General features: G+C 51.6%; 21 protein-coding genes and 1 riboswitch. Of the genes, 15 read left to right on the top strand and 6 right to left on the bottom strand.

All coding sequences use genetic code 11. The features are described from left to right. Nucleotides 1-3: 3 nt before the first annotated feature. The 3 genes from MHI42_RS15395 to MHI42_RS15385 all read right to left on the bottom strand — a co-directional run bounded on the left by MHI42_RS15395 (nt 4) and on the right by MHI42_RS15385 (nt 2,293). Nucleotides 4-1,311, bottom strand: coding sequence for a voltage-gated chloride channel family protein (locus MHI42_RS15395; RefSeq protein WP_342424357.1), 1,308 nt, complete (start codon nt 1,309-1,311; stop codon nt 4-6). 64 nt (nt 1,312-1,375) lie between these two features. Further along, nucleotides 1,376-1,437: riboswitch (Fluoride riboswitch) on the bottom strand. Between the two features lie 49 nt (nt 1,438-1,486). Continuing rightward, on the bottom strand, nt 1,487-2,092 hold the full coding sequence (locus tag MHI42_RS15390; RefSeq protein WP_342424356.1) for a hypothetical protein: 606 nt from the start codon (nt 2,090-2,092) through the stop codon (nt 1,487-1,489). Between the two features lie 21 nt (nt 2,093-2,113). Then, complete coding sequence (locus MHI42_RS15385) at nt 2,114-2,293, bottom strand: hypothetical protein (protein ID WP_342424355.1); 180 nt, start codon at nt 2,291-2,293, stop codon at nt 2,114-2,116. Nucleotides 2,294-2,568: 275 nt separating this feature from the next. On the opposite strand from MHI42_RS15385, the gene MHI42_RS15380 reads away from it, so the two are divergent. Together MHI42_RS15380 and MHI42_RS15375 are read left to right on the top strand one after the other, a co-directional pair. Next, nucleotides 2,569-4,467: an ATP-binding protein gene (locus MHI42_RS15380; RefSeq protein WP_342424354.1), complete on the top strand. Its 1,899-nt coding sequence runs from the start codon at nt 2,569-2,571 to the stop codon at nt 4,465-4,467. Between the two features lie 143 nt (nt 4,468-4,610). Next, nucleotides 4,611-6,500 carry a HAMP domain-containing sensor histidine kinase gene (locus MHI42_RS15375; RefSeq protein ID WP_342424353.1) on the top strand — a complete coding sequence of 630 codons (1,890 nt, stop codon included), beginning with the start codon at nt 4,611-4,613 and terminating at the stop codon, nt 6,498-6,500. Between the two features lie 15 nt (nt 6,501-6,515). Here the strand turns inward: MHI42_RS15375 and MHI42_RS15370 are convergent, their stop codons facing one another. Further along, entirely contained in the window at nt 6,516-6,755 is a 240-nt protein-coding gene (locus MHI42_RS15370) for an NHLP leader peptide family RiPP precursor (RefSeq protein WP_039302970.1), read from the bottom strand. An 84-nt stretch (nt 6,756-6,839) separates the two neighbouring features. Further along, a complete protein-coding gene (locus tag MHI42_RS15365; protein WP_342424352.1) occupies nt 6,840-7,778 on the bottom strand; it encodes a hypothetical protein in 939 nt (312 codons plus the stop codon). A gap of 222 nt (nt 7,779-8,000) precedes the next feature. Between MHI42_RS15365 and MHI42_RS15360 the strand changes: the two genes are divergently transcribed. Further along, nucleotides 8,001-9,077, top strand: coding sequence for a Gfo/Idh/MocA family oxidoreductase (locus tag MHI42_RS15360; RefSeq protein WP_342424351.1), 1,077 nt, complete (start codon nt 8,001-8,003; stop codon nt 9,075-9,077). A gap of 397 nt (nt 9,078-9,474) precedes the next feature. On the opposite strand, the gene MHI42_RS15355 is transcribed toward MHI42_RS15360, so the two are convergent. Then, nucleotides 9,475-11,403 (bottom strand): glycoside hydrolase family 20 zincin-like fold domain-containing protein, encoded by a 1,929-nt coding sequence (locus tag MHI42_RS15355; protein WP_342424350.1) that lies wholly within the window; start codon nt 11,401-11,403, stop codon nt 9,475-9,477. A gap of 84 nt (nt 11,404-11,487) precedes the next feature. Here MHI42_RS15355 and MHI42_RS15350 point away from each other — a divergent pair, with 84 nt between their 5' ends. From MHI42_RS15350 to MHI42_RS15295, 12 genes are all read left to right on the top strand, one after another. Next, nucleotides 11,488-12,342, top strand: a complete 855-nt coding sequence (locus MHI42_RS15350) for a helix-turn-helix domain-containing protein (protein WP_342424349.1) — start codon at nt 11,488-11,490, stop codon at nt 12,340-12,342. Between the two features lie 827 nt (nt 12,343-13,169). Next, complete coding sequence (locus tag MHI42_RS15345) at nt 13,170-14,615, top strand: ATP-binding protein (RefSeq protein ID WP_342424348.1); 1,446 nt, start codon at nt 13,170-13,172, stop codon at nt 14,613-14,615. Nucleotides 14,616-14,638: 23 nt separating this feature from the next. Further along, nucleotides 14,639-15,274, top strand: coding sequence for a response regulator transcription factor (locus tag MHI42_RS15340; protein ID WP_076247414.1), 636 nt, complete (start codon nt 14,639-14,641; stop codon nt 15,272-15,274). A 363-nt stretch (nt 15,275-15,637) separates the two neighbouring features. Further along, nucleotides 15,638-16,378 carry a Wzz/FepE/Etk N-terminal domain-containing protein gene (locus tag MHI42_RS15335; RefSeq protein ID WP_039302983.1) on the top strand — a complete coding sequence of 247 codons (741 nt, stop codon included), beginning with the start codon at nt 15,638-15,640 and terminating at the stop codon, nt 16,376-16,378. Then, nucleotides 16,362-17,003, top strand: coding sequence for a CpsD/CapB family tyrosine-protein kinase (locus tag MHI42_RS15330; protein ID WP_342424347.1), 642 nt, complete (start codon nt 16,362-16,364; stop codon nt 17,001-17,003). Before MHI42_RS15335 ends, MHI42_RS15330 begins: the two co-directional genes overlap by 17 nt. Nucleotides 17,004-17,049: 46 nt before the next feature. Then, nucleotides 17,050-17,940 carry a UTP--glucose-1-phosphate uridylyltransferase GalU gene (galU, locus tag MHI42_RS15325; protein WP_042133948.1) on the top strand — a complete coding sequence of 297 codons (891 nt, stop codon included), beginning with the start codon at nt 17,050-17,052 and terminating at the stop codon, nt 17,938-17,940. Between the two features lie 30 nt (nt 17,941-17,970). Beyond that, entirely contained in the window at nt 17,971-18,663 is a 693-nt protein-coding gene (locus tag MHI42_RS15320; RefSeq protein WP_039302991.1) for a sugar transferase, read from the top strand. A gap of 19 nt (nt 18,664-18,682) precedes the next feature. Continuing rightward, nucleotides 18,683-19,624: a glycosyltransferase gene (locus MHI42_RS15315; protein ID WP_342424346.1), complete on the top strand. Its 942-nt coding sequence runs from the start codon at nt 18,683-18,685 to the stop codon at nt 19,622-19,624. Nucleotides 19,625-19,638: 14 nt separating this feature from the next. After that, nucleotides 19,639-20,985, top strand: a complete 1,347-nt coding sequence (locus tag MHI42_RS15310; RefSeq protein WP_039302995.1) for an O-antigen ligase family protein — start codon at nt 19,639-19,641, stop codon at nt 20,983-20,985. Then, nucleotides 20,982-21,755 carry a WecB/TagA/CpsF family glycosyltransferase gene (locus tag MHI42_RS15305; protein WP_039302998.1) on the top strand — a complete coding sequence of 258 codons (774 nt, stop codon included), beginning with the start codon at nt 20,982-20,984 and terminating at the stop codon, nt 21,753-21,755. Before MHI42_RS15310 ends, MHI42_RS15305 begins: the two co-directional genes overlap by 4 nt. A 31-nt stretch (nt 21,756-21,786) precedes the next feature. Next, nucleotides 21,787-23,286 carry an O-antigen ligase family protein gene (locus MHI42_RS15300; RefSeq protein ID WP_171720533.1) on the top strand — a complete coding sequence of 500 codons (1,500 nt, stop codon included), beginning with the start codon at nt 21,787-21,789 and terminating at the stop codon, nt 23,284-23,286. Beyond that, nucleotides 23,252-24,631, top strand: a complete 1,380-nt coding sequence (locus MHI42_RS15295; RefSeq protein ID WP_171720532.1) for an oligosaccharide flippase family protein — start codon at nt 23,252-23,254, stop codon at nt 24,629-24,631. Before MHI42_RS15300 ends, MHI42_RS15295 begins: the two co-directional genes overlap by 35 nt. Nucleotides 24,632-24,717 lie beyond the last annotated feature (86 nt).

Here is a 24,717-nt window from a genome sequence, read left to right as displayed (position 1 = left end):
TTTCTACTTGTGAAGCTCTTTGACGGCAGCCAGCGTCGTCCCTTCAGGAACAGGGAGCAGTGCGCTTTTGGAGATGCCGATGAGCTGGGAACTGTAGATGCCGCTGTGTCCGGAGAACAGATAGCTGATTACGCAGGCGATGAACATGTATACCGCTCCGCCGGAGCCAAACAGCTCAATGCCCATAATGAAGCAGGCGATCGGTGTATTGACCGCTCCGCAGAAAACGGCGATGAAGCCGAGCGAAGCCAGGAAAGGTCCATAGAGATGAAGCAAGCCGGCAAGACTGTTCCCCAGAGTAGCTCCGATGGCAAAGAGCGGGGTCACCTCGCCGCCCTGAAATCCAGTTCCCAGGGTGAAGGCTGTGAAGACCAGCTTCCACAGAAAGGCGAAAGGATGGACATCCCCCGTAAATGAACCGCTGATTAGCGGAATCCCGAGGCCCAGATAATCCCGTGTACCGGCAATGTACACCAGGGCGATAATGATGAGACCGCCGGTGGCACTTTTGAGCATAGGGTTACGGATTAAGGCTGTGAAGGTCCGCTTCAGATAATGGGTAAGCTCGCTGAAGAGCAGGCTGACCAGACCGAACACAATGGACGCGGCAATCACTTTGACCAGCACCAGCGCATCCATTCCGGGGACAACATCCACCTGATAGTGGATATGGTGCACACCCCACAAGCGGGAAGCGACAAGATCACCGGTGAAGCTGGCAACGAAACAGGGCAGCAGGGCCTTGTGGCTGATCAGGCCGATGGCGATAACCTCCAGACCGAAGACCGTTCCGGCCAGCGGGGTCCCGAAGATCGAGCCGAAACCGCCGCTGATTCCGCACATGAGCAGGATTTTGCGGTCCAGGGAGTTGATCCGGAGCCATCTTCCCAGCGCATCGGCCAGACTGCCGCCCATTTGCACAGCCGTTCCCTCACGCCCGGCAGAACCTCCGAAGAGATGGGTAATCAGTGTCCCGATAAGGACCAGAGGCGCCATCCGTAGCGGAATCGCTTCATCTCCCTGCTGAATTTGCTCCAGAATAAGATTGTTACCCTTTGCGCTATTCCTGCCGTAACGCATGTACATGCCGCTAACCAGAGCGCCCCCCACAGGAAGCAGGAACAGCAGCCAGGCATGCTCCAGCCGGACCTTGGTCACGGCTTCCAGGCTTTTTAGGAAAATAGCCGAGGCACTCCCCGACAATAGTCCCACCAATCCCCCCAGCACCACCCATTTCACAAATGTACTCCAAAGAGCGAGTTGGCTCTGCCGTGCTGCAAGCTCCACCCACCGTGCATACTTCCTCTTCATCCTGCTATGCCCCCATATCCCGAGTCTGCTCCCTGAAAATAAACAGACTCCTACCAGCGAGTGATCACTGGTAGGAGTCATTAGTCCCGAAGGACGGTTATGGCGAACTCCATCGCCGTATTGAATGCCATTATAGTAAGTTTATTTCGTTCAAAAGTCAATACGGTTATGCCGCTTAGTCCTCTTCACCGCTGGAGCCGTTCAGCACATCGGTTCCGGGCATTGCGTCGGGGTCCGGGGAGACCGGGTCGATCGCGCTGCCGGGATCAATATCGTCGGCATCCGGGATATCCTCCAGCGGAAGCTCTTCCTCTTCCTCCAGCAGCTCTTCCTCATCCGCATAATCAATTACATTGCCGGTCAGGCCTGCCGCGCCGGCAGCGTACAGTGCATCCGATTCCAGGAGCTCGTCCCGTTCCGGCGCCGGAGTCCCTGGCGGAGGGGGGTTCCGGTCTGCACGCGGGCCCAGCCCGGAATCCGGCACATTCAGTCCGATGTCGGCAGCCAGAATATTATCGCCGACAAGTGCCGGATCGGAACCATCGTCCACCACACCGTCGAAATCTATAGGTGTGAAATTAGCGGGATCATGGCTGGCCAGAGCAGATTCAAGCGGCCGGTTCCCGGCGGTGTCCACTTCATCACTTGGACTTTGTTCGGTAATCGTGCCGAGCGGACGCAATTCTTCCAGCGGAATATCCTGTTCCGGGGAAACGCCGCCCATTTTGGTATAACGCTCGTACACAAAGTCGGCTTCGGTCTTATTGAATTCATTGCCCATTGCTGTTCAGCTCCCTTTATTTTAAGTCTGCCCCTCTTTGGGGACAGCATGATTAACCGCAGCTTTCTGATCCTTGTCCGGAAGTGCGCCGGGATAGGTGCCTTCCTGGAACAGTCCGGACTCTTCATCAATATCCCGCTCGGTAATCAGGTCCTCACGGTCTTGTTCTTCACCATCAGGAGGTTTCTTATGAGTGTCCATCGCGAGCCTCCTTTACCTATAGTAATTGTATACCCTTTAAACCGGCGGCGAATCTGTTCGGCAGCCGGGCAGCCATTCTGTTAATATATTCATTCCACCCGTGGAATAACCACAATTAACGCGTAAATATAAGAATGCCTAGGCTTCACAAGCTAACTAATCCTTCTATTTTTCGAGGTTTTTTGCAGGATAAGGCAGGTATAGTGCGAACGTTGTCGAAAATAAGAATCATATGAACTACGTAAATACAACTAAGGATTCACTGGGGTGCCACAATGAAGTTGCCTTCAACCAAAACAGCAGCCGCACTAATTATGCTGCTGCTCGTAATTGCCATAATCCCGGTTGGCATTGCCATGGAATGGGGCGGACATAAAGAAGTAGCCCTCCCGGCATGGCAGCTTAAATGGGAACATGCAGCTCTACATGATATTCAGGAGGCGATGGCTGCTCCTTCCGGGGAGTGGCGGACTGTACAGGCGCGGGCAGACAGGCCGCAACCGCCTGCGGGTGCAAATTCAGTCTGGCTGCGGTTTTCTTTGCCGCGGACAGAGGCGAATTCAGCACTCCTGATCGACAAAGTATACGGCGACAGCCTTAAGGTATATATAGACCGCCGGCTCATCTATGATTCCAGTGAGGTGATCAATTACAGCGGCAACAAGGTGCTAATTCCGCTATCCGGGGAGGACAGTGCCAAGCAGCTGTATCTATGGAGTGCCGGCGGCGGCAAGGATTTCGGCATCGGGGGAAAGGTCAGGGTAGGCAGCTATGACAAGCTGCTGTCCTTCTATGTGAAGCAGGATCTGGTGGATATTGTCATTGGAGCAGCGCTGATATTTATGGGCGGAGCGCTGATGATCTGTCTGTTGTTCCTTAAACCGGAATTTTTCTCGGGCGGATTATTTCTGATTCTGGTCATTATATCCTTTGGCGTGCTGCTGATTACGTATTCCCCGTTCCTGCGGCTGATCGTGAACAGCCAGGAGCGGCTTACGGGAATCTGCTTCGATCTGGCGCTCTTCACACTTCTGCCGGCGTTTACGATCTACTTTGAACAATTATTTGGACCCGGCAAGCGGGGATATACCACCCGGCTGCGCAATTTCCAGCTGGCTTACTCCTTGTTCTGCCTGGGGGCGCTTGCCCTGAATGCCGTGCTCTCATTCCGGTTCGACTACTTGTACTCCTTCCTGACCATCAATGTGACAGGTGTGCTGATTATGGCGCAGTTTGTTTATTTGCTGTATATGTCGCTGACTTATGCCCTCAGGGGCAATAAAGATGCTGTGATTTTCTCGATGGGGTTCTCTGTGTTTGCCTTCCTGTCCCTGAGTGAGCTGCTGATCTATTATTTCTCTTCGGAGAGGTATCATCTGTATTGGTGGAAGTGGGGAATGGTTCTGTTCGTTATTTCCCTGATTGTTATTCTGGGAAGACGGTTTGCGGGGAGTCATGAGCAGGCTTTGGAATACTCCAGGGAACTGGAGAAATTCAATAATGATCTGCAGCGGTCGGAGAAAATGGAGATTATCAGTGAACTCGCTGCCTCGGTTGCCCATGAGGTACGGAATCCCCTGCAGGTAACCCGCGGTTTCCTGCAGATTCTGGGAGAACGCTCCGGCAAGAAGGAGAAGGAGTATCTGCAGATGGCCATGGAGGAGCTGGACAGGGCCTCGGTCATTATTACCGACTTCTTGACGTTCGCTAAGCCTGGTATGGATACGGTAGATGTATTTGAAGTCTCCGGAGAGCTGAAGCATGTGTCAGGCATTCTGGTGCCCCTTGCCAATCTGCAGGGTGGAGCCATTGAACTGCATCTGCAGGAGGATCTTCAAGTGTCGGGCAGCCCGGCCAAATTCAAGCAGGCATTCATTAACCTGATTAAGAACAGCATTGAGTCATTGCAGGAGGAAGGCCTGATTGTAGTAACTGCCTGGAAGACAGGCAATCATGTGGTCATCAGTGTGCAGGATAACGGCGAAGGCATGAAGGTCAGCGAGCTGGCCCGGCTGGGGGAGCCGTATTATTCCAATAAGACGAAGGGGACGGGGCTTGGACTCATGGTTACCTTCCGGATTATTGAAGCGATGAACGGTTCCATAGAGTTTCAGAGCAGGAAGGGTGAGGGGACAGAGGTTATTGTTAAATTACCAGCCTCAGGCAATAATTAGGAATTATTTTTGTTTATTCCGTTTTTTTGAAGGGATGGGCAGAGGACGGAGCGAAATACTAACACTAACAGAACTTTGTTTCTGAAACTTTCTTCTGAGGTGCTTGCATGTCTTTGATGTTCAAAAGTTTACATATAACCTTAGTGCTGTTTCTGCTCTCAGTAACCTGTGGACCGTTTCTGGTATCGGCACAAAGTTACTACCCTGCCAGCGAGATCAGCCATTGGCAATTGAAGTGGCAGGAGGGTCCGGGAGACAGCGGGCGGAAGGTTCCTCTGAGGGAAACGGAGGGATGGTTGGAAGTTGAAGGGAAGACTGAGATGCCTCAGCTGCCTTCCGGGGTATCCTCCGCCTGGACGAAGCTAACACTGCCCTCATATAGCTACGCAGCCCCTTCGGTCTATATTGATGCGATCTATGCCCTGCATGTCAAAGTGTACGTGGAAGAGCGGCTGATTTTCGAGAGCGACCGCAGCTTTATTAAGGATAATTATTCGCTGCTTGTGCCTCTGGATATGACGGACAACGGCAAAACGATGTATATCTGGACGGAAACCCTGAAGGACCGGATTGGAATCAAGGATAAGATCGTGGTCGGTGAGCATAGTGTTCTGATCAAGGATTATATTAAAAATGGACTTATCGATGTGATCCTGGGCGGCGCCTTTGTGTTCGTGGCGGTGGTCCTGTTTGTCTGCTCATTTTATCTGAACAAGGAGTACTTCCCGGTTGCAGCTTCCTTAGCCATAGTGATAGCCTCCACCGGAGTGCTGTCTATCACCTACTCTCCGTTTACATATACCTTCTACAGTTATCTGGGACCGGTCAGCGTGGTGTTCTTTGACGTCGCGCTATTGTCGCTGTTGCCTTCCCTGACCTTTCTGTTTGAGAAAATATTCGGCGGCGGCAAATTTGGCATCATCCGCTCGTTCCGCAAATTCGAGTCCGTTTACTCCCTTTTTTGCATCCTCTGTCTGATTGTTAATACGCTCTCCGGCGACCGGATTTTGGAATTCTATTATTTTGTCTCGACTAAGATTCTTGGAATCATCATGATCCTGCAATTCATTCTGCTAATCGCCTGCGTGATCATATTCTCCCTGAAGCGCAATAAGGATGCCATCATTTTCGCCATTGGTTTCGGTACTGCAGCATTAACCGGAGCCTCGGAGCTGGTCTGGTATTATGTTAAGGGCGGAAATTATGACCTGTTCTACTGGAAATGGGCGCTGGTAGTATTCATCCTGTCGCTGATTGTCATCCTGGGCCGGCGGCTGGCGCAGAATCATCAGCAGGTGGTGAAATATTCGCGTGAGCTGGAGCTGTTCAACAATGAACTGCAGCGTTCGGAGAAAATGGAGATTATCAGCGAGCTGGCAGCGTCTGTAGCCCATGAGGTGCGCAACCCGCTTCAGGTTACCCGGGGGTTCCTCCAGCTGCTCAGCGAGAAGTCGAACGGCGATGAGCGGAGATATCTGTTCATGGCACTCAGTGAACTGGACCGTGCAGCGAGTATTATCACGGATTTCCTGACCTTTGCCAAACCGGAGTTTGAGCAGATTTCCCTGCTTAACGTGAACGATGAATTCAAGCATATCCAGAGCATACTCTTGCCGCTGTGCCATTTAAATGGAGGCAAAATGATTCTGGATGTTGAGGATTGCTTATGGGTTAAGGGCAACTCGTCCAAATTCAAGCAGGCGCTGATCAATATTATCAAGAATAGTATCGAATCACTGGGAGAAGACGGCGCGATCCATCTGCTGGCCTATGGTAAAGGGGATAAAGTATACATTCATATTAAGGATAACGGGGCGGGGATGGAGCCTGCGGTCCTCAGCCGGCTGGGTGAACCGTATTTCTCTTCCAACAAAACAAAAGGTACGGGTCTTGGACTGATGGTTACTTTCCGTATTATCGAGGCGATGGAGGGGGAGATCCGCTTCATGAGCAAAAAAGGAGCCGGAACCGAATCCATCACCATTCTGCCGCGTGCAGAAGGTCCGGATGATTCCAACTCCCTATTAGCTTGATTTCATTAGTGAAAGTTACCAGATGCCGAGCGCAGAGACATTAGTCTTCATCATTCCGGAGGCCGGACTTGGAGGAATAACGAGATAGAACTCATTGGAGCCTTCCTCTACTGTCTTAAGTGTAATGTTATCAGGAAGGGTAATGCCGAGCACTTCTTTGAGGGCTGCTTTCGGATCTGTGAGTAGTCTCTGTTTGAAACTCGGATCTTCCCAGGCCTTCTGAATCACTTGATTCTTAAGAATTGCGTCTGACAATACAATCACCCTTTCAAAATGGTTATATTTTCCTGATAAGCATAACATAGGCCAATCTATAATTCTATTGCTTTTTTATATATTTTATAAAATATTCATATTTTTGGTTAACCAATAATTGAGCCCTCCGCTTTGCAATAATTGCTTCTCGGCTTCGATCGCTGCGGCCATATGCTGCAGGTTCTTCACCAGCACCTGATGGAAGGATAACAGATGGGGAAGCTCCAGCGTGAAGGCTTCAAGTGTGCTGTGATTAACCAGAGCTGTCCCCGCATACGAAGCAAGTCCGCCATTTGTAAAAATAAAATCCTTCACCGATGATTTAGTGAGCGGTACTCCTTCATCCTCCCCATGGCAGCGTGCCAGCGACAGCAGGCAATTGTAATTTCCCTCCTCCAAATCCTGTTCCCAATCCTCATAGTCGTCAAGCATCTGCAAGGTCAGCAGTACGCCATGAATCATCTCTTCAGCTTCAGTTATCAGGTGGGATTGGTCTGAGAGCAGCAGTGCCGCTGTGCTGGTAAGCTTAAGCGGACTGGCTTTGTGGGAGATACGGAGGCGGTCCCTCAGGAAATAATCTCCGCCGGCTTCACCGCTTACACTGTCTGCCCACTCCGAGATATAACGCCCAAAGTATGACCAGAACGGGGAATCCGCCGGGAAAAGCGGACGGTAAATATTCAGAAACTCGACATAGAGCAGATTGGCCAGCGGCAGTGCCTGTGCAGCGGAGAGCTCATTACTGTCCATCAGATCATCCTGGAGGAAAAAGTAGAGCATAAAAAAGACGTTGCCGACCGACATTTGACGGGTCAGGGGGATACTCAGGCCGCATCTGTCCTGCAGCCAGAAGGGGAGAAGATAACATATGTAATTTTTGTGGCTTCCTGCCCTAAATACGTTAAACTGATCAAGATAGGACAGGCCTTGGGCATTAAGCGGTTCGGGAAACGCTGAGATAACCGTGCAGCTCTCCTGAAAAACCAGGCGGAGCTCGTCCTCATAATCATGAAGCCAATCCATAGGCTTGTCTCCTGTCAACAATGTATTGTTCTTCTACTATTAGGAAAAAAGTGGGTATTTGTCATGATTATAGTCCTAGATTCAGCCTATTTCAATCCAATTTTGGAAATGAAGTCCCTGGGGGACTAACGGACTATTTAACCGCAGAGATTACAGGCCGGGAGAAGGCGGGAGCAACAGAATAAAACTATGTGAGCAGTGCAGAAAGGAAGGATGTTAAGCATGGATATTATCAGGTTCGGACTGGTGGGCGGAGGCTGGCGGGCTGAATTCTATCTGCGGATCGCCAGAGCGCTTCCGGAGCGCTTTGCAGTAGGGGCCATGTACATCCGTAATAAGGATAAAGCGGAAGCATTGAAGAGAATCTGGGGAGTGGAAGTATATACTTCCATCGATACGTTTATTGAAGCAGGCGGCTATTCCTTTGCTGTTATCTGCCTGAAGCGGGAGGCCAGTAAAGACTACATCATTAGAATGGCGGCGGAAGGGATTCCGCTCCTGGCGGAAACTCCGCCGGCACCGGATCTGAAACAGCTCACTCAGCTATGGAATGCGCTGGACCGTTCAGCCGTTATCCAGATAGCCGAGCAGTATATGTTCCAGCCGATGCATGCAGCCCGGATCCGGCTGGCCCGCTCAGGACGCCTCGGGACAATCAGTCAGGCGCAGGTGTCAGCGGCCCATGGATATCACGGGATCAGCCTGATCCGGCAGCTGCTGGATCTCCGCTTCGAGAACGTGAGTATCCGTGCACAGCGTTTCGGTTCTTCTATTATTAACGGTCCGCAGCGCAGCGGGCCTCCGGCTGCCGAGGAGCTGGTGCAGACCGAGCAAACGCTGGCTGTCCTGGACTTCGGCGGCAAGCTGGGGGTCTATGATTTCACCCGTGACCAGTATTTCTCCTGGATTCGCGCTGGCCGCGTGCTCGTCCGGGGGGAACGTGGAGAGATGATGAACGATGAAGTCTCCTGGCTGCAGAGCTATGACACTCCAGTCTACAGCAAGCTGCGGCGGATCGATGCCGGCCATGGCGGGAACCTGGAGGGCTTATATCTCAGGGGGATTATGGGGGACGGGGAGTGGCTGTACCGCAATCCCTTTATTCCTGCCCGGCTAACGGAGGAAGAAATTGCTATCGCCGAGAGTCTGGACAGAATGCAGCGGCATGTAGAGGGAGGCCCTTCATTCTACAGCCTGGCCGAAGGCAGTCAGGATCAATATCTGGCGCTGCTCATGGAGCAGGCTGCGGTAAGCGGTGAGACTGTCATTTCAACTACTCAGCCTTGGGCGGCGGAGTGACCAACTGGCGGGTGGCGGATGGAAGAGCGGAGTAGGATCAGGGAAGTGCCGGATGTAGTAAAAAACGAGTCCCAATTCCACTATTGTGGATAGGGACTCGTTTGTTTAGAGATCATGAATGTTTGGGTACCGCATTCCAGTACAACTTCGATCAGAATTCCTGCACGAAATACAACATTCTTCGAGATATATAACCCTTAACCGGAGATTGTTGTACGGAATACAGCATTTCTCCTCTTCCAACCGGCTTAGCGGGGGAATTGTTGTAATCCATACAACATTCCTTCTAAAAGCCCGCCTATCAGGAGGTTAAAGTTGTAATTCTTACAACATTTTTATGCACTTACCTGTTCTGATCACACTAAGCGCGTGTATAGTCCTGGGACTAACTCTATCCTTATACTTCTGCCTCACTGAGCTTGGCTGCAAGCGCAACATACTCTCCGCGCAGGCGGACCAGCTTCGACACACTTTGCTCCAGGCCGCCGAGCCGGTTGCGCCGGGTCCATAGCTGCCGGTAATGATGTAGCAGGAGATCCAGATCATGGATCAGCTCCTGAACGAGTGCCGCATCAATCTGCGGCGTTGCCCCGGCCAATTGTTTCTTAAGCCGGGTCAGTTGCACGGCATGCTTCACGAAGTGAATCCCGTTGCTTAGCTCTTCTGTGACAAGACCGGCATCCTCGCATTCCAGGGCGAGCCCTTCCAGCTTGGCTTCTATGCCGGCGATGTAATTCTCCAGCTGCTGAAGCTGCTCTCCGGTCAGCTTCTCTGCCAGATGCACATGACCCAGACTGCTGCGCAGCAGCATGGACATTTCCGTATCATTCGGGCGGAGGGTGCCGGACTCGAAGGTATAATAATTTCCGAGATCGAGCAGTAATTGCCCGATGGCTCCGGAACGGTCATGGAAGATGGAGGTATTCAGGTATTCGGCAATATCCGCTTCAAGGTTGCCCTCCACATTCCAGGCCAGTGCAGCCCCGTATACGAATCCGGCGTAGCTGACCGGCAGATGCTGCCAGTGGCCGAAATCGCCCCAGTCTGTAATCAGGTAGCCGATTGCACCATTACGTTTGCCGTGGACTGCCGCGCTGCGCAGATTGGCCAGCATATTGTCAGTCCGTCCGGTAAGTGAATTCCAGGAGCTGGTTCCCGGACAGACATAGAACGGAATCTCCGCTTCACGGAATTTCAGGGTATCCGCTTCGAACGGATGAGCGGCGCTGTAGCCCCATTCCATGGCGATAATATCCTTCGGCAGGCGGGGAATCAGCTCCGGATGCTGGATAATGATATCACCCCAGAACTGCATGGTTTTACCGCGCTCCGTAACGAGCCCGTGAATTTTCTCCAGGAAAGAGAGATAGAGCTCGCCTTTACCGGCGGAGTCAGCCTTTGCTTTGCTTTTGCCAAGTCCCAGTTCATAGGTCTCGTCACATCCGACATTGAATAGCTGCGAGTGGAAGTAAGGAAGAAGGTCATCATACATTGTGCCCAGAAGCTTCAGTACTTGCGGATCTTCCGTATCGAAGGTTCCGGGATGCATGAACAGCCCTTCGGGATACAGATCGCTGTCATACATATGATCAGGGAGCATGAAGCCTTCGGGAATTTCGGCCAGACTATTGAATTCAGGACGGGTCAGCCAGCCCTCCATATGGCCGAAGCTGTTCTGGTTAGGCACCAGCTCGATATAACGCTCACGGCAGTAGGCATCCAGCAGCAGAATTTCCTCACCGGTAATGGGCGTTTCCAGCTCCCAGACCTGCGGGAAAGACTCATAGGCAAATGGAACTCCTTCTATATATAGCTGTAACTGATTCAGCTTCAGATCGGACATCAGATCAATGATCCGGTACAGGGTTTCCAGCTTGGGGATTTTGTTGCGGCTGATATCGATCATGAGTCCCCTGGCGGCAAAATCCGGCTGATCACGGATAACCAGCTGGGGAATACTTCTGCCATACTGCTCCAGCAGCTGCTTCAGCGTACCAACCGCATAATAAGCGCCTTCCGGGGAGCCATAGGCAATGGTGATTCCGTCTTCATTAATGTGAATCTCATAGGCCCCGGCCGCCAGCAGGGCATTATAGCTGAAGGTAAAGGCGGAAACGGTGGAAGGGCGTATCCCCACCGACAGAGACAGACGGAGCTGAACCGCCTGTAGAGTAACCTGTTGAAGCTTGCGTGCTGCCGGGAGTGCGGTTTGATTCCTCGCACCGGCCAGAACAATACTCCCCTTGGCGGGAATGAGATACTGGCCTTGGGATATTGTGACCTGCTGGGGGTAAGGGAGCAGCTGTAAATTAATGTTTTCAGGCATAGCATGGACACCTCTTATTCATGTAGAATATGATCATCTTCATTACAACCATATCACTCCTAAACAGGTGGAGGAATGCAATGTATGCCCAAGCTCATGGATTATATGATCAGTCCCTATCCGATCCGGATTATCGATCCCAAGGTAGAAGCTTCCAGGCTCCGGCTGCAGTCGATACGGATAGGGCAAGCGGGTCATCTGCCGGGAAGAACGCTTTTTCGTTCAGGTGTGGTGTTCGAGCACTGGGCGCTCGTATACATAGTTTCCGGTGGCGGTTCTTATAGTGAGAACGGAGGCAAGGAGCAGCAGGTCCGCGAAGGGAGCCTGTTCTTTTTCCGTCCCGGCTGCACCTATAGTTTCGGACCGCCTTCAGGAGGGTATTGGGATGAATACTATATTAATTTCGCCGGAAGCCGTGTCACGGAATGGCTGGAGACCGGAATGATAGCTGGAGGGGCTGTCTGTCAGGCGGATGGGGTGCAGGGACTTACGGCCTTGTTTGAAGAGGTTCTGGGGCTAATGGACGGCGGGGCTCCCGGAGATGCGGACCGGGCGGCCTTGAAGCTCGAAGAGATGCTGCTGGAATGTTCACTGCGTATCCAGGGTAATAACCGGCTCCTGCAGGCAGAACCCATGTCTCATATCCGCGAAGCGCTGAATGCCTGCATCTATGAGGAGCCTGATCTGCCTGGAATCGCTGCAGGTCTGCATATCTCCATGTCCACACTCCGTCGTACGGTCCGCAGAAGCAGCGGTTACCCCTTGCATGAATATATCCACCGTCTCAAAATGGCAGAAGCCAAACATCTTCTGCTCAACACTTCCCTGCAGGTTCAGGAAATCGCGGGAATGCTTCATTATAGGGATTCCTTCTATTTCTCAAGGCTGTTTAAGAAATATATGGGCATTTCTCCGCAGAACTGCCGCAGCAACGTATAAAAACCGACATAATTCTACTTTATTTCTGGATATATGTCGTAATTTGCAGATTATTGTTGACATGCTGAAAAAGACAGTGATATGATTTAGAATATATTAGCAGTTTTTTGAATAGTTCTTCTAGACTATGCCGGAGATGAAGCCATGAGAGAATATTACTGCATCAGTTGCCGCAGTCTCCATAAGGTGGACGCAAGAAACCATACCTTACGTATTCTGTCCACCGGGTATCATATCGTTGGCGAACAGCGTTACCAGATTTGCATATGTAATAAGGCCAAGCAGCAAACAGCCTTGCCGGCGGTGACTGAGTAGACTGCAGACGACAGAATGATCATGACGGTTGTGAATATTATATAACGAACAGCCTGTCCCTCCAGGGGGACAGGCTGTTCGTCTTGTGCAGGAAATCATTGTTAGATCATGAATGCGCTATTATTTGGAATTATGGATATAACTGAGTGCGATTTTGTAAAAAAAGGTTAATGACATGCTTTTTATTTTAAAAGTAAACGCTGTCATTAAAAAGCGAAACTTGTTATTGTGATTTTTCTCATGTATGATGCTTTTAAACATAGCTTAGAATAAGCTCGAATTTTCCACAAACTGGAGAATAGGGTGGTGGGATGAAAATTAAAGCAACAGCTGAAGACAGAATGATCGCCTTTTACAGAACCATTTCTTTGTCCCTCACATCGTTTATGTTCCTCATGGTTCCTGCGGGGCCTTCCGTAATATACAAATCCCTACTAATCATTGTGCTATTCTTATTTGCTCAAGTATTCACTTTCTATTACCGGAGGCTTCGTGCAAGACCGCGTGTTCTTATGCTCGTTATCAGTATAGAGCTGGCGGGAATCATTGTATTGACGCTATTTACAGGGGGATATGACAGCCCGTTTAAGCTGTATGTGCTGAGTCCTGTCCTGATTGCTGCAGGATCGCTATCATTCTATTTTGTCTGGAGCCTGCTTCTCGGGTATTTCGGCATCGTTGCCGCGCTATGTTATTTTCTCCCCGGTTCTGCGGGGAAATCTTTCTCCGAAATCGTGCTTACGAACGGCAACATGTTTCTAGCCCTGGCTCTTGCGGTTATAGTTATGCAAATGGTTAACGGGATAAAGCGGCAACGGGAGGAAGCGAACGCGCGGACCAACGATACCATGGAACATATCAAGTCGCTTTATCACATCGTGGAAACATCGAGCCAGCATGATTTCATGAACATAGGCCAAGTCATTACCGACTACGTTGTAAAGCTTACCAAGCTGGAGAAGGCCTTGTTCTGGTTCGCGAAGAAGAGCGGGGAGCCCGCTCCGGAGAGCCGGCAGACGGGCTGGCAGCATGAGGAAGAACGGTTTCTGTTCATGGAGCTGGAGAAGCATGAGCATGAATGGAGGCTGCAGCGGGAACCGGTATTCAAGAGTCTGCCGGGTCTTGGTGATTTCCTGCTGATGCCGGTAAGGATGAGCACACGGTTCGTCGGGATGATCGGCGTGAGGCTGGAATCCTCGGAAGGGCTGGAAGGCCGCAGATGGTATATCCAGCAGCTGATGTTCCTGTCGGAGCTGAGTGCGATTATTCTTGAGCGCCATGAGCTGGGCGTGATCGAGAACCGGCTGATCATCACGAATGAACAGAACCGGATAGCCGATGAAATGCATGACAGTGTATCACAGAGCCTTTTTGGCATTGTATATGCTACGCATTCCCTGAAGCAGTCCTGGCGCAAAATGTCCGAAGGCGAGCTGGAGGAACAAATTGAGCTGATTCACGATTCAGCCACCAAGGTGGCCAAGGAACTCCGGATCACTATCTACAGCCTCAGCTCCAAGAAGAGCGGCGGCCCCAGCTGGCTTGGCATGGTGCGCTCCCATCTCAAGAGCCTGTCCCGGCTCAATGATGTGGAAATTGAACTGAAAATAACGGGGGATGATTTCAGTCTCCCTTATCCTTACCACAAGGCGCTCTTCCGGATTATCTCCGAAGCGACAGGCAACGCCATACGTCATGGTGCGGCCAGCCGGGTGGATGTTGAATTGTCCCTGAAGCCCAAATGGATCAGACTATCGATTATCGACGATGGCGTCGGATTCGATACGGACTTGATCTGGACCGAGTCCGAGGATAACACCGGCGGACTGGGAATGAAGAATATGCAATATTTGGCACAGTCCCTTGGCGGTGACTTCCAGTTGTCCAGCAGTGAGAATGCAGGCACCAGAATTTTGATCTCCATCCCTGTCGGTGTGGCTGAACTAAAAAATGCATAAACTTTAGGCAGGAGGTCGTTCAAGTGAAAATCGTCATTGTTGATGATCACCCTTTGGTGAGAAGAGGATTGGCTGCTGTGATTTCAATGCAGGCTAATCTGGAGTTTGCCGGTGAGGCTACGAATGGCCAGGAAGCTCTTCTCGTTATAGAAGAGATACAGCCTGATCTTGTGCTGATTGACCTGAAGCTTGCCGATGAATCGGGTCTGGACATTATCAAGGCAGCCCGTATACGCGGAATTTCCAGTAAGTTCATTCTGCTTACGTCCTCCGCAAGCCGGGAGGATTTCCTGAAGGCGGAAGAAGTGCTGGTAGACGGTTACGTGCTGAAGGAAGCTTTGCCGGAGGAATTGCTGTTTGCGATTCAACTGGTGCACAAAGGCAGAAAGTATTATGATCCCGGCCTGATGGAAGACAAGATGCGGATGAGCGGCAACAGTCCAACGGATGAATTGACACCGAAAGAGAAGGAAGTGTTGATTGAGCTTGGACAGGGTGCCTGCAACCGGGAGATCGCTTCCCGCTTGTTCATCAGTGAATTCACAGTCAAGAAGCATGTCAGCCAGATTCTGGCGAAGCTTCAGGTAGCGGACCGGACGCAGGCGGCATTATATGCCAATGCGGTTGGGCTTACCAAATACGAGATGTCGTACGACTAAGGTTACCTCATAACGGATGGTTCATGAGCACGGACAGTGATGTCCGTGTTTTTTTGTGCCCTTTGGTCCATACCCTAGCATGAGCATCTGAACATTTTCTGAACAGTTTCTTTATCTTTCAAAAGCATGAAGTGACACGCGAAGTAGGTAACGCTACCGGATGCTGTTAGTTATTACCAGTCATATGGTACTAAAGTATACCATCCCTACCCTCTTAGGGACTAATCGGCATCACACGAAAGTGAAGTGTAAAGGGATGCTATGAGGCATGTGACAAATGATGTGCGTTGATAGAATAAAAGCAAGAGTTCTGAAATTTTCATGATTGCTTTCAAAATGAACACATGCGGAAGGAGGGTTACTGTGGAAAAGACGATTTTGGATTACATTAACCTGATTAAAAAAAGATTATGGTTAATCACGGTGTTCGTGCTTATCTCCTGCGCCACCACCTTCTATGTCAGCAAAAACTTCGTTGTCCCCGTCTACTCCGCCTCTGGACAGCTACTGGTCAACAACGTCGTAAATGTTCCCGAGAGCAACAATCTCAACGCACTCAACTTCAGTCTTAACCTCATCGAGAGCTATAAGGAAATCATGAAGTCACCAACGATTATGAAGAGTGTGATCGCGGAGCATCCCGAATTCGGTCTGACGGCAGGCCAACTTGCTGCCAAGCTGCAGATCAAATCCTCAGAGAAAAGCCAAGTGATTAATCTGAGTGTGCAGGATGAGGATTACGCCACCGCAGCTACGATCGTAAACGCGGTCTCACAAACATTCATCCGCAGCCTGCCGGCACTGATGAATCTGGACAATGTAACGTTCCTGACCCCGGCGGACCCGGCGAATCAGCCTGGACCGGTCAATAGCGGTTCTACCATGAACATTATCATCAGCTTTGTAGTCTCGCTGATGGCGGCAGTAGGAATCATCCTGCTGATGGAAACGCTGAACGGTACATTGAGATCCGAGAAGGAAGCAGAGTTCGATCTTGGCCTTCCGGTCATTGCCAGTATCCCGGCAATCCGTAAACGTGATTTGGGCAAGGCAGCAAATGCCAAGGCAAGAGTAGGGGAGGGCGCTTATGTTACGGCTGAATAGAAGTTTGATTACGGACATTAACCCGTCCTCGCATATCTCTGAATCCTTCCGCTCGCTGCGTACCTATATCCGCCAGCTCGGTCTGCTGAAGGGCGATGGTGGACAGGTGCTGCTCTTCACTTCTGCGGAAGGCGGGGAAGGCAAAACAACGATTCTCTCCAATCTGGCCGTATCCTTCGTCCAGGACGGCAAGAAGGTTGCCGTTGTGGATTGCAACCTGAGGAAGCCCGGACTGCACAGTGTGTTCGAGGTAGAAGGAAGCCAAGGGCTGGCCGCTTATCTGGCCGGTTATGAGGAAACCAAAGATATTGCCGTATACGGCAGCCTGGCTAATCTGGCCGTAATTCCTGCCGGTATTACCAGTGTCAGTCCCCCGGATCTGCTCGGCAGCGACAAGATGTCAGCCCTGCTGGAAGAACTGAAAGCAAGCTTTGATCTGATTCTGCTGGATTCGCCGCAAGCGGTGGAATTCAGTGACGCCCGCATTCTGGCTCCGCTCTCAGACGGTGTAATCATCGTGGCCAGACATGGCCGGACGAAGCGTGAGTCTCTCCGCAAGCTGAAGGCTCTTATGGAACAGACAGGTGTAAGAATTCTCGGAATTGCGATGAACCAGACCAAATAATGTACTGAAGCGGCAAGGTGAATGAAACTTTTGGGAGGTATGTGTGATGAAAAAGGTCAAAAAGGTAATAATCCCGGCAGCCGGGTTAGGCACACGGTTCCTTCCGGCAACCAAAGCGATGCCTAAGGAAATGCTGCCCATTATCAACAAACCAACGATTCAATATATCGTGGAGGAAGCGATCGCTTCCGGGATCGAAGACATCATCATCGTTACCGGTAAAGGAAAGCGGGCGATTGAGGATCATTTCGATAATGCCTTTGAACTCGAATCCAGATTGCTGGAAGACGGTAAGCTGGAGCTGCTCAAAGAAGTACAGCGTTCCTCAAAAGTGGAAATTCACTATATCCGGCAAAAGGAACCCAAGGGTCTGGGCCATGCCGTATGGTGTGCCAGACGGTTTATCGGGGATGAACCCTTCGGCGTTATGCTCGGCGATGATATTGTAACCGGACAGGTCCCCTGCCTGAAGCAGCTGATTGACCAGTATGAAGAAACACAGAATTCAGTGATTGGTGTTCAGGTCATCCCTGATGAATTCACCAACCGCTACGGGATTATTGAACCGGATCTGCAGGACGGACGGCTCTACCGGGTTAACAACTTCGTGGAGAAGCCTCCGCTCGGAACGGCTCCTTCCAACCTGGCGATTATGGGGCGTTACGTGTTCACACCGAAGATCTTCAAGTATCTGGACCTTCAGGAAAAAGGCGCGGGCGGCGAAATTCAGCTCACGGACGCGATCCAGAAGCTGAACCAGAGCGAGCGGGTATATGCTTATAACTTTGATGGTACGCGGTATGACGTTGGTGAACGCCTCGGTTATATTTTGACCACACTGGAATTTGCTCTACAGAGCGAGGATTTGCGCTATCAGGTGATGGATGCAATGTCGGAATGGCTGAAACAGGCCGGACAAACCACGCTGAGCAGCTGAACCAACAATATTTAGGAGGAATGAGGAGAGATGAGCATGCAAAAACTGCCGGAAGACTATGAGGCCGTCCTGCCGAAACTTTACATGCTGCATGCCAATGAAGGAAGTAAGGAAATGGATTCCTATCTGGTATTGAAGCGGATTATCGACATTTTTTTCTCCGCTCTTGGCCTTCTCGTACTGCTGCCGCTGTTCGCGGTGGTGGCTGTCCTAATCAAGCTGGAGGATCCTAAAGGCAAAGTATTCTTCCGCCAGAACCGGGTCGGCAAGGATGAGAAGCTGTTCCCTATGTACAAATTCAGATCCATGGTCTCCAATGCCGAGGAGCTGAAGGCCAATCTGATGGCCTACAACGAGGTGAGCGGCGCAATGTTCAAGATCAAGAATGATCCCCGCATTACGCGGACAGGAAGATTCCTGCGCAAGACAAGTATTGACGAACTGCCTCAGCTCTGGAACGTGCTTATGGGCCATATGAGTCTCGTAGGCCCCCGTCCCCCGCTCGTTGAAGAGGTGGCGCAGTATACGGAGTATGACAAACAACGGCTGATGGTTACACCGGGCTGCACCGGGTACTGGCAGGTTAATGCCAGAAACAGCGTTGGCTTTGACGAAATGGTCCAGCTGGACCTGACCTATATCCACATGCGCAGCACTATGCTGGATCTTAAGATCATTGTCAAAACCGGCCTGATGCTGCTCGGCTCCAAAAATGCTTATTAAAATTATGGGAATTGGGTGAATGCCGATGCTTGTACACGGAGAAGTACCTAAGATTTCCATTATCATCTGCACCTACAACCGGTCGGCGCTGCTGGTCAAGACTCTTCATTCGCTGCTTCCGCTGGAGAATCTGGACCAGGCCGAAATCATCGTTGTGGATAACAGCTCCAAGGATGATACGGCAGCCGCCATCCGGAGGTTTATGGATACCTATGGTGCTGATATGGATATCCGTTATCTTCTGGAGCCGGTGCAAGGACTGTCGGCGGCCCGGAATACGGGGATTCTGGCTTCCAAATCGCCGCTCATCGCCTTCCTGGATGATGATGCGATACCTTGCCGGACCTGGATTAGTACGATCGTCAGTACGTTTGAGCAGAAGCCGGAAGTGATGGCGATGGGCGGTAAAATTGCTCCGATCTTCGAGAGTAAACGGCCGGAATGGCTGATTAAGCCATTCGAGCTTCCATATACCATAGTTGATCTGGGCAACCGGATCAGGGAATATCCGAAGCGTCTGCACCCCTGCGGAGCCAATATGGCGATGCGCAAGATCGTGTTCGACATCAGCCTGTTTCCGCTGGAGCTGGGGAGAAAAGGAGATTCGCTGCTCTCCGGTGAAGAGACCTGGCTGTTCGGCCAAATCCAGCAGGAGGGGCATTCCATTCTCTATCATCCGGAGATGGCGGTGGATCATTTCGTACCGGCTAACCGTTTGACGGAAGACTGGATTATGAAACGTTATTACAGCCAAGGCATCTCGAACGCGATGAAAAGCGAAGGGATGAAGGGCAACCTGCTGCTGCTGGGTAAAACAGGGGCCAAGGTGATGTACATTCTGGCAGATTCCATTCTCTCCCGCAGTCAGGGAAGAAGGCTGCTGAACAAATGCCGGCTGGAGAGTATTCGCGGAACTCTCCATATGATTTGGAACCGGAAGAGGGAATCCGCAGCGGGGTGAGGGGAGTGCGTGACATGACTAATTTTGAATGGGGCTCCAAAATAAACGCTTTGCCATACGGAATGCTCTATCTCATGTCCGCATTATTCCTGGGGGCAGCGGTCATCTACCAGCCGGTCATAGCCGTAGCTGCTGTACTCCTGATTATGCTGCTGTTTGTCTCCATCTCCCGTCCGGAACTGATCAGCTACTTCGTTCTGCTGACCACCGCAGTCTCGATTAACTTCCTGTTCAGCGGCAGTATGTTCGGTGTTGAGATTCTCTCACTCTACAAACTGGTTATCCTGATGCTGCTGGTGCCGTGCATTCTGGTCAACGGCCTGAAGTTCCGGCTCAGCCAGCCCCTGTGGGCGATGCTGGCGCTGGTCTTCATCACCTTCACCTTCTCCATCTGGCTTCCGGAGATGAGCTCATCGATTGCAGTCAAAGCTTTTATCGGATTATCGCTGCCCTTCGTATTCCTGCTTATCAATTGGAAGAAGGAGGTGGCTGAGAAGCAAATCCGCATCATCACCCTGCTGCCGCTGGTCAGTGTATTAGCCGGAGTGGTGCTGCAGGCGGCTCATCTGCATTCCTTACTCGACATCGAATTCACCGGCGCAGTACGGATTCAGGGGGCGAATATTCCGGCGCATCTGGCTATGCTGGCTTTCATGGGAGTCGCGATCGCATTCATTGAAATTAAGCGAAGCCCGCAGCATATCCGCTTTTACTACACAATGCTGGGTCTGAATTTCCTGATTCTCATTGGAACCGGGACACGGGGGCCGATCCTGGCACTGGTCCTGATGGTGCTCTATTATTTCTACGACATCTCCCGCCAGTATTTAAAAGGCAAAACGAAATTTCTAATCCCGCTGCTGTGCTCGCTGCTGGTAATCACCTCAGCAGTATACCTGCAGCTCGATAACATCAAGAAACGTTCCTTCGAACGTACGACGGAAACGGGGGTCGACCTGTCAGGGCGTGCGGAAGCCTGGGAGTACTTCCTGAATAAAGCGGAGGATTCCCCCTATGCGGGACGGGGTCTTGGAGCGGTGACGGTGGCGAATGACGGATCGCTCTACAAAGGGTTTGTTGTTCCGCACAATGAATATATCCGCTTCTACTTCGATGGAGGGTATTTCGGCGCAATCCTGCTGCTGCTTTCCTTGTTGGCTGTGTTCCTTCTGGTGTACAGGGCTTTGGCACCGCCGGTCAAACCTTATTATCTGCTCTTTATAGCAGCGTTTCTGATCTACTCTTTCACAGATAACACGCTGTCGACGGTCCAATTCATCATTCCGTTCTGTTGGTACCTGAACTGCCTGTATCGATCTTCACAGCTGGCCGATTCCCCACAAAAAGAAGTGATACGATGAACCAAGTGAATATGTTCGATGTCAATTTCGATAACTATGATTTCATGGACCTGCTCGATTACATTGACAAAACGATTCAGGAAAGGAACCAGTCCTACATCCTGACATGCAATGTCGATCATGTGATCAAGCTCCGCAAGGACAAAGAGTTCCAGGAGGTCTATTCCGAAGCCGGAGCTGTTGTGGCAGACGGAATGCCGCTCATCTGGGCTTCCAAAATGCTCGGTAAGCCGCTGAAGCAAAAGGTATCGGGAGCGGACCTGTTCAGCAGGCTGGGCAATGCTTTTGAACAAAGGAAATACCGGCTGTTCTTCCTGGGCTCAGCGGAAGGCGTGCCGGAGCAGGCGACGAAGAACCTGAAAGCAGCTTATCCGGGTATCAATGTTGTCGGCTGTTATTCTCCTTCCTACGGCTTTGAGCACAACGAAGAAGAGAACCAGCGGATTATCCAGATGCTGACCGAGAGTCAGCCGGATATTGTGTTCGTAGGCGTGGGAGCGCCGAAGCAGGAGAAATGGATATACCGTCACTATACCTCTTATCAGGCGCCGATCTCGATCGGTGTGGGTGCAACCTTCGACTTCCTGTCAGGCTCGGTCAAACGGGCTCCGGATTTCATGCAGAGAACCGGAATGGAATGGCTGTGGAGGCTCAGTCAGGAGCCGGGCCGTCTATGGAAAAGATACCTGGTCGATGATGCCCAGTTCCTGGTGCTGCTCCTGAAGGAGCTGCGCAAGCGGGATAAAGTGAAGAACAGCAAATCGCAATAAACGAGAAGCGGCGGAGACGGGAGGCGGGGGAATGAAGATGCTAAGCAGGGATGAGAACAGTCTGAGTCTCCCCTCTAGATCAGCTGTGAAGTCAGCGGCAGTGATGACCATGATCTGCGGCGCAGCAGTGATTCTGCCGCTGCTGATCGGCTTCGCCAGTGCGAAGCTCAGCTCATCGAACAGTCTGCAGGGAGTGATACTGGCAGGAATCCTCTTCCCGGCCTTCCTGCTGGCGCTGCTGAATACACGGATGCTGATTCCTTACACGCTGCTGATCTGGGCGGTGGCGCCGGAGCTGCGGCGGATCGCAGACTGGTATGAAGGGGTGTATCACTCCGTATCACTGCTGAGTCTGGCGCCCCTGCTCACCGGAGCTACCTTAGCCATTCCGGTACTGAAGGAGATTCACAAGATCCGCAAATCCTCTACCCGGATCCTGCTGCTGTTCTCCATTGCGCTGGCCTACGGCGCGATGATTGGCCTCGCGAAGAATGGCATTGGCTCAGTATACGATCTGGCGAATTATATCGTTCCACTGCTGCTGATTCCGTTCTTCGCGGTAACCCAGTACAAACCGAAGGATATCGACCGGCTGCTGTACGCTTTTGCCAATATCGCCGTGCTGGTTGCTGCGTATGGAATTGTACAGTATCTGACGGTTCCCCCGTGGGACGCCTTCTGGATGCGGAACGCGGATATGATGTCCATCGGAACACCGTATCCCCTCGAGATCCGGGTGTTCTCCACTCTGAATTCTCCGGGCCCGGCGGCAACCTTCCTGGTCTTCGCACTGGTCCCGATGATTCTGGAGAAAAGATGGCAGGGGACACTGCGCTGGATCGGTGTTCTGCTCGTAGTAGTCTGCCTGCTGACTACGCTGGTGCGTTCCGCATGGCTGGTCCTGCTGGTGATGCTGCTGGTGTACATTGCCTCCTCTCCATCCAAAGGCAAATGGAAAACCCTGCTGCAGCTTGGATTCGTGGCAGCCGCGCTGTTCACGATTGTTCCCAAGCTGCCGGGGGCAGAGGGGCTGGTCGCCCGGATGGAGACCCTCACCTCGGTGCAGGAGGATCATTCCTACAATGAACGTCTCAGCCTCTGGACGAACATGCTGCCGATGGTGGCAGGTAATCCGGTCGGGCAGGGCATAGGCAGTGTAGGACAGGGGACGAAGATCGGCAACGGCGGGGAGCTTGGGGAATACGGGAACATGGATAACGGTGTGATCGCACTGCTGCTTACCTTCGGAGTACTCGGCGCATTGTTCTTTTTCGGAGCCCTGGGGGCCGTCATTAAAGAGATTGCCGTCAGAGTAACCAGCAAGGATCATCTTCAGCCTTACGCCCGCCTGTCGCTGGCGGCATGGATGGGGGCTGTGGTAAGTCTGGTATCGGATAACGGATTTCCGGGTCTTAAGGGTTATCTGATCTGGATGCTGATCGGACTCGGACTCAGTGCCAAAGAGATTACTCAGAGCAGAAAGAAGGGTATACCACATGCAGCAGTTGAACGCGAAATCACTTCCCGCTAGTACAGTCTGGTCCTCCCTCAGGCGCTTCACGAAGAGTAAGGACAACAGCTCGGCTGCCGTCAAAACAATGTTCGTCAGCGTACTGATTCTGCTGGTCAATATGCTGACCGGTGTGCTGACCGCCCGGTATCTCGGCCCGACAGGGCGGGGGGAACAGACCGCTATGGTGAACTGGTCACAGTTCCTGGCGTTCAGTATGAGCTTCGGCATCCCCTCGGCACTGATCTACAACGCCAAGAAGAACCCGGATGAAGCCGGAGTACTGTACAGGGTGGCGCTGCTGATCGGACTTGTGTTCGGGACCATGGCCATGATCATCGGGATTATTGTTCTCCCGTATTGGCTGAAGTCCTTCAGCCATGAGGTTGTGGTCTTCGCCCAGTGGTCGATGATCCTGTGTCCGCTGATTGTGGTCTCGCAGGTCAACAATGCGGCGTTCCAGTTCAGAGGAGATTACAAAACCTTCAACTGGCTGCGTTATCTGATTCCTCTGCTGACGCTGGCCGCGATTGGGATACTCATCCTGACCGGACACATGAATCCTTATACAACAGCGCTGGCCTATCTGGTCCCGTCAGTTCCGCTGTTCATCGGAATGACGGTCTCGCTGCTCCGCACCTACAAAGTAAAGCTGCGGGATGCCTATCTTAACTTCAAAAGATTGTTTACTTACGGTATGGGCTCCTATGGTAATGACCTGCTTGGACAGTTCTCTTATTACATAGACCAGATCATTATTGCCGGGCTGCTCCGACCGGCCGATCTGGGGCTCTATGCGGTTGCGGTAAGCTTATCTCGGATGGTCAACTTCTTCTCCAACTCGATTACGGTGGTCCTGTTCCCCAAAGCCTCCGAGATGTCAAAGGACGAAGCAGTAGCCCTAACCTTCAAGGCTTTCCGGATCAGTACTACCTGTACTCTGTTAGGCGCAGTGTTCCTGATGCTGGTTGCCCCGTTTGTCATCCCGCTGCTCTACGGCAAGGATTTCAATACGGCGCTTACCGTGTTCCGCCTGCTGCTGCTGGAAGTGACCATCAGCGGAGGGACCCTGATTCTGGCCCAGGTGTTCATGGCGCTGGGCAAGCCGAAGTTCGTATCCATCCTTCAGGGAGTCGGCCTCATCCTCGTGATTCCGCTGCTCTTCCTGCTGGTGCCGAAGTTCGGATTGTTCGGAGCCGGAGTGGCGATGCTCTCCTCGGCAGTGCTGCGGTTCCTGTTCATTATTCTTAATATCAGATACAACCTGAAGGTTAAGCTTCCGCGGCTGCTTATTAACGCCCAGGACCTTCAGTGGCTGAAGACGACGATGAATTCGTATATTCGCAAGAAACCTATGGATGTGTAAGCAGGTAAGTCTTTGATTCAAAGTGTTTTGATTCAGCGAGCAGAGAACACGATGCGAGCAGCTTATCTGCTAACAAGCAAATGATC

The sequence above is a fragment of the Paenibacillus sp. FSL E2-0178 genome (genome assembly GCF_038593005.1).
Classification (GTDB): domain Bacteria; phylum Bacillota; class Bacilli; order Paenibacillales; family Paenibacillaceae; genus Paenibacillus_AQ; species Paenibacillus_AQ phytohabitans.
The sequence above is the reverse complement of the archived record's forward strand: the minus strand, read 5'-3'. Positions and strand labels throughout refer to the sequence as shown.